General features: G+C 67.2%; 13 protein-coding genes and 2 tRNA genes. 10 read left to right on the top strand and 5 right to left on the bottom strand.

Annotated features, from left to right (window positions below):
• Nucleotides 1–3: 3 nt before the first annotated feature.
• The gene (locus tag ACRAKJ_RS39495) at nt 4–252 is read right to left on the bottom strand and encodes a hypothetical protein (protein WP_438925502.1); all 249 of its coding nucleotides are present in this window, start codon (nt 250–252) and stop codon (nt 4–6) included.
• Between the two features lie 186 nt (nt 253–438).
• On the opposite strand from ACRAKJ_RS39495, the gene ACRAKJ_RS39490 reads away from it, so the two are divergent.
• On the top strand, nt 439–1,287 hold the full coding sequence (locus ACRAKJ_RS39490; protein ID WP_438925501.1) for a GntR family transcriptional regulator: 849 nt from the start codon (nt 439–441) through the stop codon (nt 1,285–1,287).
• A 48-nt stretch (nt 1,288–1,335) separates the two neighbouring features.
• A complete protein-coding gene (locus tag ACRAKJ_RS39485) occupies nt 1,336–2,259 on the top strand; it encodes an NAD(P)-dependent oxidoreductase (RefSeq protein ID WP_438925500.1) in 924 nt (307 codons plus the stop codon).
• A 97-nt stretch (nt 2,260–2,356) separates the two neighbouring features.
• On the opposite strand, the gene ACRAKJ_RS39480 is transcribed toward ACRAKJ_RS39485, so the two are convergent.
• Together ACRAKJ_RS39480 and ACRAKJ_RS39475 are read right to left on the bottom strand one after the other, a co-directional pair.
• On the bottom strand, nt 2,357–3,022 hold the full coding sequence (locus ACRAKJ_RS39480) for a hypothetical protein (RefSeq protein WP_438925499.1): 666 nt from the start codon (nt 3,020–3,022) through the stop codon (nt 2,357–2,359).
• Between the two features lie 758 nt (nt 3,023–3,780).
• A complete protein-coding gene (locus ACRAKJ_RS39475; RefSeq protein ID WP_438925498.1) occupies nt 3,781–5,184 on the bottom strand; it encodes a pentapeptide repeat-containing protein in 1,404 nt (467 codons plus the stop codon).
• 311 nt (nt 5,185–5,495) lie between these two features.
• On the opposite strand from ACRAKJ_RS39475, the gene ACRAKJ_RS39470 reads away from it, so the two are divergent.
• Nucleotides 5,496–6,341, top strand: coding sequence for a GNAT family N-acetyltransferase (locus ACRAKJ_RS39470; protein WP_438925497.1), 846 nt, complete (start codon nt 5,496–5,498; stop codon nt 6,339–6,341).
• Between the two features lie 81 nt (nt 6,342–6,422).
• Here the strand turns inward: ACRAKJ_RS39470 and ACRAKJ_RS39465 are convergent, their stop codons facing one another.
• Nucleotides 6,423–6,695, bottom strand: a complete 273-nt coding sequence (locus ACRAKJ_RS39465; protein WP_438925496.1) for a hypothetical protein — start codon at nt 6,693–6,695, stop codon at nt 6,423–6,425.
• A 239-nt stretch (nt 6,696–6,934) separates the two neighbouring features.
• Here ACRAKJ_RS39465 and ACRAKJ_RS39460 point away from each other — a divergent pair, with 239 nt between their 5' ends.
• The 7 genes from ACRAKJ_RS39460 to ACRAKJ_RS39430 all read left to right on the top strand — a co-directional run bounded on the left by ACRAKJ_RS39460 (nt 6,935) and on the right by ACRAKJ_RS39430 (nt 11,968).
• Nucleotides 6,935–7,438 carry a hypothetical protein gene (locus tag ACRAKJ_RS39460; RefSeq protein WP_438920512.1) on the top strand — a complete coding sequence of 168 codons (504 nt, stop codon included), beginning with the start codon at nt 6,935–6,937 and terminating at the stop codon, nt 7,436–7,438.
• A gap of 492 nt (nt 7,439–7,930) precedes the next feature.
• Nucleotides 7,931–10,534 carry an EAL domain-containing protein gene (locus ACRAKJ_RS39455; RefSeq protein ID WP_438920511.1) on the top strand — a complete coding sequence of 868 codons (2,604 nt, stop codon included), beginning with the start codon at nt 7,931–7,933 and terminating at the stop codon, nt 10,532–10,534.
• A gap of 64 nt (nt 10,535–10,598) precedes the next feature.
• Nucleotides 10,599–10,674 (top strand) — tRNA-Thr (locus ACRAKJ_RS39450).
• A gap of 42 nt (nt 10,675–10,716) precedes the next feature.
• A tRNA-Met gene (locus tag ACRAKJ_RS39445) sits at nt 10,717–10,789 on the top strand.
• Between the two features lie 74 nt (nt 10,790–10,863).
• Nucleotides 10,864–11,028: a 50S ribosomal protein L33 gene (rpmG, locus tag ACRAKJ_RS39440; protein ID WP_015105301.1), complete on the top strand. Its 165-nt coding sequence runs from the start codon at nt 10,864–10,866 to the stop codon at nt 11,026–11,028.
• Nucleotides 11,029–11,102: 74 nt separating this feature from the next.
• The gene (locus tag ACRAKJ_RS39435) at nt 11,103–11,552 is read left to right on the top strand and encodes an FAS1-like dehydratase domain-containing protein (RefSeq protein WP_438920510.1); all 450 of its coding nucleotides are present in this window, start codon (nt 11,103–11,105) and stop codon (nt 11,550–11,552) included.
• Complete coding sequence (locus ACRAKJ_RS39430; protein WP_438920509.1) at nt 11,549–11,968, top strand: MaoC family dehydratase; 420 nt, start codon at nt 11,549–11,551, stop codon at nt 11,966–11,968. The genes ACRAKJ_RS39435 and ACRAKJ_RS39430 overlap by 4 nt, the downstream gene beginning before the upstream one ends.
• A 39-nt stretch (nt 11,969–12,007) precedes the next feature.
• Here ACRAKJ_RS39430 and ACRAKJ_RS39425 read toward each other — a convergent pair whose 3' ends face one another.
• Nucleotides 12,008–12,409: an MmpS family transport accessory protein gene (locus tag ACRAKJ_RS39425; RefSeq protein ID WP_438920508.1), complete on the bottom strand. Its 402-nt coding sequence runs from the start codon at nt 12,407–12,409 to the stop codon at nt 12,008–12,010.
• Between the last annotated feature and the right edge of the window lie 124 nt (nt 12,410–12,533).

Below are 12,533 nucleotides of genomic sequence, written 5' to 3'. Positions count from 1 at the left end.
GGATTAGGCAGCGGACGCGGTGGAGTCGTTCTCGAACACCGGGCCGTAGATGCGCAGAACGCGCACGATGCCGCCGAGCTTGCGTTCGACGGTTCGCCGGTCGCGCTGGTGGCGGGCCGTGCCGTCCAGCAGCGCCGTTGTGGCGGTGGGCAGCTCGGTCAGTTCGTCGGCGACGGTCGCGATCAGGGCGTCGATCGAGTCTTCCGTCAGCCCGTCCGGGCTGAACCGGTACTCGTCCTCTTCGAGGTACATCGCACTTCCTCCCGTGTGGTCGTCGCCACAGTGGCGACGAGAGAAAGCTAACAGTTGAATGGTAAGCAGGTCAACTGTTAGGTGGGAACTCTCCGCAAATATGCGTTCTGCCTGCGGTGATGCTGGTCAGCGCTCTGTTAGGTCGCTGGTATGCTGAGGCTCCACATCGAGTGGACCGGAGGTGGCATGTCCAGCCAGAACCCACGCGTGTCGCGTGGCGAGTCCCTGCACCAGCAGGTGGCGCGGAACATCCGGAACCAGATAGCGGCCGGCCTGCTGCGAGACGGTCAGCCGCTGCCGTCCACACGTGAGCTGGCCCAGCAGTGGGACGTCAGCGTTTTCACGATCAACGAAGCCATGAAGCTGCTCGCCAGCGAGAACGTCATCACCAGCAAGCCGCGGGCAGGACGAGTCGTCAACGCGCCGGACCAGGCCGCGCACGCCGAGGTGCGGACGACCGCCCCGCACGTGCTGCTGGTCGGTGGGTATGCGGGGAGCGGCAAGACCGAGCTGGGGCGCGTGCTGGCCCGTGAGACCGGGTGGCCGATGCTCGACAAGGACACGTTGACGCGTCCGGTCGTTGAAGCGGCGCTGGAGATCCTCGGGTGCTCCCCCCACGATAGGGAGTCGGCGGAGTACCTGTCCCGCATCCGGCCGCGTGAGTACGAAGCGCTCATCAACGCGTTGACGGAGAACGTCCAGTGCGGCAACAGCGCCATCGTGACAGCGCCGTTCATCAAGGAGTTCAAAGACCTTGCGTGGCTGAACCGCATTGAAGCGACCTGCCGTGAGGTGGGCGCGAAGGTGTCTGTTGTGTGGGTCTACTGCGACGCGGACACCATGCACACCTACATCCGGCATCGTGGAGCAGCGCGCGATGCGGCCAAGCTGAGCAACTGGAGGGAGTATTTGTCCGCGATCGACGTTGACTTCCGTCCGCCGGTCGAGCACTCCGTTATCGACAACAGCGCGTCGGGTGCGCCGCTACAGGATCAAGCGCGTGAGCTGGTCAAGGCCTTGGCCGGTAGTGCTTAACCTGAAGTAGCTTGCTCAAGTAGACCGACGCGCTGTAGTGGAGAGACGATGCGAGTGCTCGTCAGCAACGAACCTGATGACGAAGTCGGAGTGGAGAAGCTGTCGAGCCTGGACGGCATCGAGGTGTGTACTTATGACCCGAACGTCTCCGAGTTGACGGACAGGCAACGCGAGTCCGAAATCCTGATTCCCCCGTACCGGAGTAGTCACCGTCCGATCCGACTGCTCGAACAGTTGCCGAACCTGCGTATGGTCCAACTCCTGTCAGCAGGGGTGGACGAATGGGCTAGTCATGTGCCGGCGCATGTGACTCTCTCAAGTGCCCGTGGTGCTCACGCTGGCCCGGTGTCTGAGTGGGTCCTCTCGGCAATACTCACACAGTTGCGGCAGTGGCCAGCGCTTGTAAGGTTCCAAGACGAAAGGGAGTGGGCACACCGTCGATTCCAGGCGGATACGCTCGACGGCAAACGTACCCTTATCGTGGGTGCTGGGCATATCGGTCTTGCGGTGGCTAAGCGACTCATGGCGTTCAACGCGACATCAACCCTCGTAGCGGGCACTGCCCGTGAGGGCGTTCACGCCCCCTCCGAACTTCCAAGCCTCGTCAAAGGTCACGATATCGTCGTCATCACCGCGCCGCTAACCGCTGCAACGCACAGACTGGTGAACGATGCCTTTCTGTCAGCGATGGATGATGGTGCGTTGTTGGTGAACGTCGCGCGCGGCCAAATCGTGGATACCGACGCCTTGATTGCCGAACTCCGAGCCGGCAGACTGCGCGCTGCTCTAGACGTCACAGATCCGGAGCCGCTGCCGTCGGGACATCCATTGTGGACCTGTCCGGGGCTCATCATTAGCCCTCACTCCGCGCGCACGGTTCCGGGTACCAACAGCCTGTGCTACTCGGTCGCTGTGGAGCAGGTCAGGACCTTGACGGCTGGTGGCATGCCTTCCAACGCTGTGACGCGGTGATACTAGCTTGAGACAGATTTCGGGCGGCTGATGCATGGTTGTTCAATCGTTTGTCGGATCGTTTTAAAAAGAGAGGGGAGTTAGGATTTTAGATCGCTTAGTTATTCGTCTTCCGAATCTTCGAGTTAGGATTTTGCCGCCCCTTCCAGACCTTGAAACTGAATCCCTTTTTGCTTCCGGAGAAGAATTGGTCAGACGCAAAGTAGGCGCGCGTAAATTCGATAAGTTCGCTGACTGGAGTTTCGAGACTTATGTGGTTCGAGTTCCAGATATAGTGAATCCAGCCGGTCTGGAACTTGTCTAGCGTTTCTTTGTTCGGCACAGCCTCTTCCATCTTTTGTGCCGCAATCTCCAGTGCCGTTCCAAGGGTTGCTATTTTCTGGTCTACCGCATCTTTTAGCTTCTGCAGGGCGATCGAGCATTCATTAGGAAGCAATGGGTGTTTCAAGAATTTTTCGACTTCGTTGAGAGCGGCTGTTGTTTCGTTCGGTATAGCGATTGACATATTTTTGTATCTTGCCCACTCTTTGCGTGGGATATCTTTTTTCTCAGGAGTTGTGTACTCATCTGCCGCCTCAATGGCCTCGGCTTTTACCCGCCAAATGGGGCATTTGTCGGTACTGTACGCGCGAGCACTTTGGTCGACCTTGATTCCAAACTTTGTCAGGATGTACTCGTCTACCATCATTTGCATATTTGCAAAGTAGAGTTTTTCCAGGGCGAAGTAATTGTAGATATCATGCTCTGTCTTGTCGACGAACAAGGCTATTAGATCCTTGGTTAGTTCTATTTGGGCTTTGTAAACTTCCGTTTTGAGTGGCTGTAGAACGGTTTTCTTTGCATGTAGATAAGTTAGGACGGTTACTGTGCCTACGGTAATCCAAAAGATACTTTGTACTACGGCTGGGACTATCTGCCACCATGTAGGCTCTGTTGAGGACTGTCCGAGTGGCATCAGCGAACCTTTCATTTATTTACTTAAAATAAAACCGAATTGCACATCGGGACATGGATAAGTGCTGCCGAACTAGTTCGGTATGCGACACACTAGGGGGTAGTTCATGGCCCTCTCCAGGATCGGTAACTTCGGTAACTTCGGTAACTGTGCAGGTCAGCGGCTCGCTCAGGCGTAACCGACCAAGTTGCGGTTACCGATCGAATGGCAACCATGGCTGGCGTGATGGTCGTGATGAAGGACTAGCTTGCTCTCGCGCCTCGCGGGGCACTGTAGAGCCGCGCTTCGCGGTGTAGTTACTGTTCCGTGGGTAACCCGATCTTGGTTGGCCACCTTCCTGGGAGACTCTGACCTGCACGGTTACTGAGGTTACCGAGGTTACCGGTCCTATAGGCGACCCCGCATGGACTACGGCAGCGAGTTTCCCGCAGATCTGTCGGACGCTCGCGACGTGGTCGGAAGTCGCTTGAGGCCCGCTCGGGACTGCTCATGCCGGATGCGTACCGAAGTGACGACGTCGTAAGCTGTGGACGGTGGTCACTGTGGTTCGTACGGAAGTCCGGGGATCAGTCGTCAATAGACTCGAAAGTAAGGTCCTCGGGAGAGGTGGAGTCATCGTCAGTAGCCAGAATGCGATGCCAAGTGCCCTGGCGGCCTTCGATGGCCGTATGGTCGAGTGAGAGTTGCCATCCGGCGGGCCATGATTTGGAGTAAGAGGATTTGACCGCAGGGTCATGACGGGACGTCGCTTCTTTGCACAAGGCGTTCCAGGTGAACGTCGCTTCGTTGAACCAGGTATTTCCGGTGAACGTCGCTTTGATGAACACGGCGTTCTTGGTGAACGTCGCTCCGGTGAATGAGGCATCCCCGGTGAACGTCACTCCGCCGAACCAGGCGTCCTCGGTGAACGTCACCTCGTCGAAAAAGGCGTCCCCGGTGAACGTCGCTTTAATGAATGAGGTGTTCCAAGTGAACGTTGCTTCACTGAACGCGGCGTCCCCGGTGAACGTCGCTTCGTCGAACCGGGTGTTTCCGGTGAACGTCGCTTCATCGAACGCGGCGTTCCCGGTGAACGTCGCTTCGCTGAACGTGGCATCCCCGGTGAACGTGGCTCCACGGAATGTCGCATTACGCAATAGGCACTTACGCGTGTCCCAGTCAATGAGGACCGCGGCGGTGAGGTCAAAATCGGTGTTTGCCCAGAAGGTCATTGTAGGTTGGTCTGTGTCGCTGTCAGGATTCACGTGCGTGGTGAGAATGCGTTGGGCGGTTAGCCGAACCTCCCGTTCCTGAACTCGTTCGCGGTGTTCGACGCGGGCGGCCTGATCGGCGCTCGCGTCAGGCGGGTCACCAGGAATGTCGAAGGGAGCGCGGAGGTAGGCGCAGAGCACATTGACCACGGTTTGGCGCAAGGCTGGCTTTTCAGGATGGTCTTGTGCGAGGCGTTCCAGGGCGTACAGGCCGCCGTGACGTACTGGAGCCTTGTCCGATCCGAGTTGTTCCACAGACTTTGCGTACAGGTCGGTGATTCGGCGTGCTTCGGCATCGCGTTCGGTTGTGGCTGCGACCTCGCGTTGCAGTTCGTAGGCGCGGACGACGTCGGCCTGGTCGCGTTCCTTCTGTACCAGCCCGATCTCGGTGGCATATTGGCGTCGCCACGCCAGGTACAGCGCGAAGATCCCGCCTCCGCCTACTCCGATGCTCAGCCCGGTGCGCAGCGCGTTGAATCGCGCGTTCACCAGCTCCGCGCCGGATAGGCCCGCGGTGCCCACCCACCACAGCGCCACCACCAGGCCGATCGTTGCTGTGGCAATCACAGCCGCCACGGTCGCGATCACCCTGCGCGGCATCGGCTCCAGTGACGTGCGTGACGTGGATGGTGTCGGCAGCGGCACAGGCGTACGGGTGGCGGATTGCTCGCCAGGGGCCGGGCTGGATAACGGCACCGGAGCGGGGCGGTCCTCAGGCATGTCCGCATCATCGTCGGTTGGCGTGGCTGTGTTTCCTGACGACACGCCAGTCAGGCCGGACGGGGCTTGCTGCAGGCAGGGGTTCAGTGGGCGTCTGTGCCGAGGACGTACCGAAGTGACCGTGCCGAGAGCTGTAAGCGCTGGTCAGGTGTGGTTCAGGCGGGACTCTGTAAATCCGTCGCGAAAGCTACAGAGGTTCGAATCCTCTACCCGCCACACCACGTGAAAGCCCCCGTGACCGGCACGACCGGTCACGGGGGCTTTTTCGCGTCCTCCGCCGGTGGGCGGGGCGCGCGGGTGATCATGGGGCCATGCGCCCGGACGGCTGGTACCTCACCGACGACGTCGACGACTTCTCCGCCGGGGCGTGGGACTTCCTGCGGTCGCGGCCCGACCTGCACACGATGCTGCTGACGACGGTCGCGAAGTGGCGGGAGCGGGGAGTGGGCGAGGACGTGCTCTTCGGTCGGCTGGAGTCGGCGGACGGGGTGCGCGCGGTCTTCTGCCGGCGCGCGACCGGTCGCCTCGCCCTCACCCCGGTCCCCGCCGAGGTGGCCGACGGCCTCGCGGCCCACCTGGCGGACCTCGGCCTCACCCTCTCCGGGGTCTCCGCGGTCGAGGGCACGGCCGTCGCGTTCGCCGGGGCCTGGGGGCGGCGCACGGGCGCGGTGGCGACGCCCGGCGTGCGGGTGCGCCTCTACCGCCTCGGCGCGCTCACCCCGCCGGAGCCGTTCCCGGCCGGCCGGGGCGCGGCGCCGCGGGACCGGGAGCAGGTCGTGCGGTGGTGCGCCGGGTTCATGGAGGCGGTGGGGGAGGAGCCCGTCGTGGACGCCGACGCCTGGGCGGGCACGCGCTACGCGGACAAGCGCTACACGTTCTGGGAGGCGCCGGACGGCACGCCGGTCTCCATGGCGGGCTCGACGGCGGTGGTCGGCGGCATGGTGCGGGTGGACCCCGTCTACACCCCGGCGCGCTTCCGGGGGCGCGGCTACGCGGCGGCCGTGACGGTCGAGGTGAGCAGGGCCGCGCTGGACGCGGGCGCGACGCACGTCGTGCTGTTCGCGGACCCCGCCAACGCCACCAGCAACGCCCTCTACCAGCGGCTCGGGTACGTGCCGGTCGCCGACGTCACCCCGTACGACCTCGCGACGGGGTGAGGCCGGCGCGCAAGCGCTTCCTCTCGCTTGCGTGCCGGCCTCGTCCTGCAGCATAACCCATGTCGAACATTTGTTCGAGGGCTATGCGAGTGCGGCCCTGCCCTCCTCGGTCAGCTCCGCGTCCACCCGCTCGTCCAGGCCCACCGCCCGGCGCGCCCGCAGCAGCCCCGCGTGCACCAGGTCGTGCGTGACCATCTGGTCGCAGCACGGCAGCCCGTCCACGTAGAGGTCCGGTTCGCACCCCCCCGACAGCTGCGCCCTGCCCGCCGCGACGGCCCGGAGCATGGACCTGGCCCGCCCGGACAGCTCCCTCACCACGATCACGGCGACCCCCTCGCCCGCTGTGCCCATCATCGCTACCCCTCGTTCCACAGGAGGTCCGGCCCCGCGCCGCGAGTACCCCTCCGCCCCCAGTTCACTCGGGTGGCCCAGGCGGCATCACCCGGTCGGGAGGCCGGTTCGCACGACGGTGGCACGCCGACCGGTTCCGCTGATCGGCCCAACCGAAGTGCGGCCGACCGGTCGGCCGGTCCGATCGACCCGCTGTCGCGGACCGGCGGGGCGGGGGCCGCCGGCGGGTCGAGACTGGGGCCATGAGCGAAACCCTCATCGCCCTCGCGGCCCTCGCGACCGGCGTGGCCCTCGGCCTGGTCGTCCGGTTCCCGGGGCGCCGTCGCTCGCCCCGGCGGACGACCGCCGCGCCCGCCGACGTCGGCGCGCTGCTCAACGCCGTGGACGACCTGGAGTACGGGCTGGCCGCGGTGCTGAACTTCGGACCGCTGTCGTCGTCCGAACTGGCCGGCGTGGACCTGACCGCCAAGCTCGAACGGCTCGCGGGCGACCTGCCCAAGGACGTCTTCGCCGCGCTCAGGGGGCTGGTCGGCAAGATCGCGCTGCACCCGTACCCCGAGCGGCACGACCTGCTCGGCGCGGTCCGCGACGACGAGGCGGCGGTGTGGCTCGCGCTGCGCGACGCGATCGGCAGCGGGGCCGCCCAGCACGCGGCGGCCGCGGAGGCGTGCCGGGTGCTGGAGGGTGTCCGCGACGCGCTGCGGCGCGACCCGGGGGTGGCCCGGCGGGAGCTGGTCGGCGTCTGAGGGGCGGTGCGCCCGGCGCGCGGTGACCGCGTCCGGCTGACCGCGTCCGGCTGACCGGGCGCGGTGACCGCGTTCCGGTGAACGCGCGGTGACCGTCCGGAACCGGATGGGGTGACGCGGGCGGCCCTGCGGAGTCCCGGAGGTTCCCGTAACCGGTTCCGGGCGTCCCGCGGCAGGCGTTCCGACCCGGGTGCGGCGACGCGTCGGCTGAGCAGGCATCTCCCCGCCGCGGGCAGGTCCGGACCCTGCCCGGCCATGATCGGGACGGGGTTCCGGGAGCGGTCGTCGGGGTGGTGCGGGGGCTGCTGAAAGTGTGAACGGCGTCGTCACCTTTCGTGGTAATCCGTCCTACGACCTGCCATTTCGTCCCCCGACCGGGGTACATTGGCAGCCTTGGAGGGGTCCTGGTCCACGTTCGGGACCCCTCAGTCACGCCAGGAGCCCGCAGGCCGCGACCCGGCCCACCGAGACGACGGCCGACGAGGAGGCTGGATGTCCGACGACGCGTCGGCCGAGGCGCCCACCGCGCCGTCCCGGTCCACGAACCGCTCCTTCAGCGCGTTCGCGGCCCTGCTCCTCGTCGCGGGCGGGCTGTCCGCGTTCGCCGTCGGCACCTGGCTGCCCGACAACTCCGCCACGCCGAGCCTGCTGTGGACCGGCCCGCTGCTCGTCGTCGGCTTCCTGCTCGCCGAGCAGCTCGCCATCAACGTCGACGTGCGCAGCGGCGTGGCCTGGACCATCTCGTTCACCGAGATCCCGCTCGTGCTCGGCCTGCTCGTCGCGCCGTTCGAGGTCGTGCTCGCCGCGCACGTGGTCGCGGGCGTCGGCACGCTGCTCGGCCGCCGCGTGCTCGACCGGGCGGTCTACAACGCCGGCCTGATGTTCATGGAGATCTCGGTGGCCTTCGCGGTCGCCGAGTGGGTCAAGGACCTGCTCGGCCGCAGCGGCCCGATCTGGGCGGGCGCGTTCGTCGGCACCATCGCCGTGCCGCTGCTGGCCAGCCTGCTCGGCCTGACCGCGCTGCGGATCATGCGCAAGGGCATGCGGCTCGGCCCGGCGGTGCGCCTGGTCGCGCAGACCCTCGTGGTGGCGCTGCTGAACACCTCCGCCGGCCTGGTCGGCTACGAGGTCGCGACGCGCGTGCCGTGGGGCGGCCTGCTCATCGGCCTCGTCTTCGCCGGCATCACGGCCATCTACCTCGCCTACTCGGGCCTGCTGCGCGAGCAGCGGGACCTGGAGGCGCTCAGCGAGGTCTCGCTGCGCGTCGCCCGCTCCGGCAGGCACGCCACCGGCCCGCGCGGCACCGCCCCGGACGCCGGCGACGGCCACGCCGAGGACGACGAGTGGCAGCTGATCGCCGACCGCATCCGCGAGCAGCTCAACTCCAACCGCGTCGTGCTGCGGCTGCGCACCGACCCGCAGGCGCCGATGCGCAGCTTCGTGTCGGGCGAGCCGCTGCCGCCGGGGATGCGCCGCGACGACCCGCGCGTGCTGCGCGAGGACGCCCTGCTCCAGCTGCCCGGCGCGCAGGTGCGGTACTTCCGCGTCGTCGACGCGGGCGAGGAGGCCGCCGAGGCCCTGGCCCGCCGCGACGCGCAGGAGGCGCTGGTCGTGCCGCTGCGCGGCGCCACCCAGCTGCTCGGCGCGGTCGAGGTGCACGACCGGCTCAGCCGGTGGCGCGGCTTCGGCAAGGCCGACATCCAGCTCCTGCGCACGCTCGCCAGCCACCTGTCGACCGCCGTGGACAACCGCAGGCTGCTCGCCCGGCTGCGCCACGACGCCTACCACGACCCGCTGACCGGCCTGCTCAACCGGCCCGGCTTCCGCGAGGCCGCGAGCGAGCCGATGCGCCAGGCCGAGACGGCCGTCGTGGTCCGCGTGGACCTCGACGTGCTGTCCACCGTCTCCGACGCGCTCGGCCAGACCTGGGCCAACCGGATGGTCGTCGCCGCCGGCCGCAGGCTGCGCGACGAGCTGGGCCCCGAGGTGCCGCTGGCCCGCCTGGAGGGCGGCGCGTTCGCCGCGCTGCTGGTGGACCGGCAGACCGGGCGGGTCCGGGAGATCGCCGAACGGCTGCGCGCCGCGCTGTCCGTGCCGTACCCCGTCGACCGGCTCACCGTCGAGGCGGGCGCCGTCGTCGGCTGGGCCACCACGGCGGACTGCGAGGTCGAGGAGCCCGACCCCGACGCCCTGCTCCAGCGCGCCGACGTGGCCGTGCGGGCGACCAGCGAGAACGAGCCGCTGCGCCAGTACGCGCCGAGCATGGGCCAGATCTTCCTGCGCCGCTTCCAGCTCGTCACGCAGTTCCGCTCGGCCCTGGAGAACGGCCAGATCTCCGTGCACTACCAGCCGAAGGTCGCCCTGCCGAGCCGCCAGGTCATCGGCGGCGAGGCGCTGGTGCGCTGGAAGCACCCGGAGTTCGGCCGCGTCGACCCGGACGAGTTCGTGCCCGCCGTCGAGGCCACCGGCCTGGTCGACGTGCTCACCGACTTCGTGATGGACAAGGCGCTGGAGCGGGTGCGGCGGTGGATCGACCGCGGGCTGCGGATGTCCATCGCGGTCAACCTGTCCGTGCGCACGCTCGCCGACGAGGAGTTCCCCGACCGCGTCGCGGCGGCCCTGGTCAAGCACGGGGTGCCGCCGGAGCTGCTCACGTTCGAGCTGACCGAGTCCGGCGTGATGGCCGACCCGGAGCGCGCGCTGCCCGTGCTGCGGCGCCTGCACCAGATGGGTGTCGTGCTGGCCGTGGACGACTTCGGCACCGGCTACTCGTCACTGGCCTACCTGCGGCAGCTCCCGGTGGACGAGGTCAAGATCGACAAGAGCTTCGTGCTCGGCATGGGCACCGACCTCGGCGACATGGCCGTGGTCCGCTCGATCGTGGAGCTGGGCCACTCGCTCGGCCTCACCGTGGTCGCCGAGGGCGTGGAGGACGACGCCGCGCGGGACCAGCTGGTGGCCATGGGCTGCGACGTGGCGCAGGGCTACCTGATCTCCCGGCCGCTGTCCGAGGAGCGCTTCGAGGCGTGGCTGCGGGCGCGGACGGTGCAGGTCAGGGGTGCCCGGGATGAGACGGTGCTCACGTTGGTGCATTGATCGGGACCCCCGATTTCTCTTCTGCGCGAGTGGTGTTGTAGAGTTCTACTCGCTGCAAGAGCAAGCCCCTTTAGCTCAGTCGGCAGAGCGTCTCCATGGTAAGGAGAAGGTCTACGGTTCGATTCCGTAAAGGGGCTCCACAACCGGCCGCGGTGCTCAAGCATCGCGGCTGACTTGTGTACAGCGGTGTAGCTCAGTTGGTAGAGCAAGCGGCTCATAATCGCTGTGTCGCCGGTTCAAGTCCGGCCACCGCTACTCGCAAGATCCCCGCCAGGCGGTAAGCCCGCACTGGGGAACCGGGGTACACGCGCTCTAGGAAGGCAAGGACCGTGGCTGCAACCGACGTACGCCCCAAGATCACCCTCGCGTGCGAGGAGTGCAAGCACCGGAACTACATCACCAGGAAGAACCGGCGCAACGACCCGGACCGCCTGGAGATCAAGAAGTTCTGCCCGAACTGCAAGACCCACCGCGCTCACAAGGAAACCCGCTGAGCCGGTAGCACCACCTCCGACCGAGGCCCGTCCCCCGCGTGGGGACGGGCCTCGTCGCGTATAACCTGCGTGCCGTGCCTCTCGACCAGTCCTACGTCGGACGTTCCTACCCGCCGTCGCCCCCCTACGAAGTCGGCCGCGAGAAGATCCGCGAGTTCGCCGACGCGGTGGGGGAGTCGAGCCCGGCGCACCGCGACCCGGAGGCCGCCCGCGCCCTGGGCTACCGGGACGTCATCGCGCCGCCGACGTTCGCGGTCGTGCTGTCGCTGAAGATCAACGACGTGCTGGTCGAGGACCCCGAGCTGGGCCTGGACTACAGCCGCGTGGTGCACGGCGACCAGACCTTCGTCCACCACCGCCCCATCACGGCGGGCGACCGGCTGTCCGTGTCGCTGCACGTGGACGGCATCACCTCCCGGATGGGCAACGACATGCTGGCGCTGCGCGCCGAGATCGCCACCGAGGACGGCGAACCGGTCACCACCGCCAGGTCGACCCTCGTGGTGCGCGGGGAGGGCTCGTGATCACGGCGTCGGACGTGTCCGTGGGCGACGAGCTGCCACCCCTGTCGCTGCGCATCACCCGCGCCGACCTGGTCCGCTACGCGGGCGCGTCGGGCGACTTCAACCCGATCCACTGGAACGAGCGGTTCGCCCGCGAGGTCGGCCTGCCGGGCGTCATCGCGCACGGGATGCTCACCATGGGCCTCGCCGGCCGGATCGTCACCGCGTGGACCGGCGACCCGGGCGCCGTCGTCGAGTACGGCGTGCGGTTCGGGCGGCCCGTCCCGGTGCCCGACGACGAGGAGGGCGCGCTCGTGGAGGTGACGGGCAAGGTGACCAAGGTCCTGGAGGACGGGACGTTCAAGGTCAACGTGACGGCCTCGTTCGAGGGCAAGTCGGTCCTCGGCGGCGCGTCGGCCCGCGTACGGCTGCGCTAGGGCCCTCCCCGACCCTTTCCCGCGCCCCTCCCGAGGGCTTCAGAAGCCGTCGCAAAGGGCGCTGGCGTGCGCGCCGGTGGCCGTGGCCGAGCGCCGCTCGACGCCGTCCACGGTCACCTCGCACGCCACGTCCCCGCCGCCCTGGCCGATGGTGACGGTGAGGACGCCGCCGACGGGCTCGTCGGGCACGACCAGCTCCTTGCGCCAGGGGAGCGCGGTCAGCTCCTCCCGGCGCGTCCCGGTGCCGTCCCGCTGGAACGTCGAGTAGGTGACGGTGGCCCGCTCGACCGCGCCGCGCACCTCGTAGACCACCCGGACCGGTGGTACCGGGCGGGTGGTCCACAGCACGAGGGCCACCGCCCCGATCACCAGCGCCGCCGCGCCTGCGACAACGGACCACGTGCGGAAGCGCGGTCGTGCGGGCCGTTCGGGCTCCGGCATGGGTCTCCTCGGACGTGGACCGGTGGGGCTGAATGGACCATCGGTGTGACACGACCCGCGGTTACAGCTTCGCCCGAACGGGTTACGGAGGGTCGGGTGCGACGGGGCATCGGGGTGATGCGGA

It is taken from the genome of Saccharothrix sp. DSM 118769 (assembly GCF_052936295.1).
This window is presented reverse-complemented; position numbering and strand designations above follow the sequence as displayed.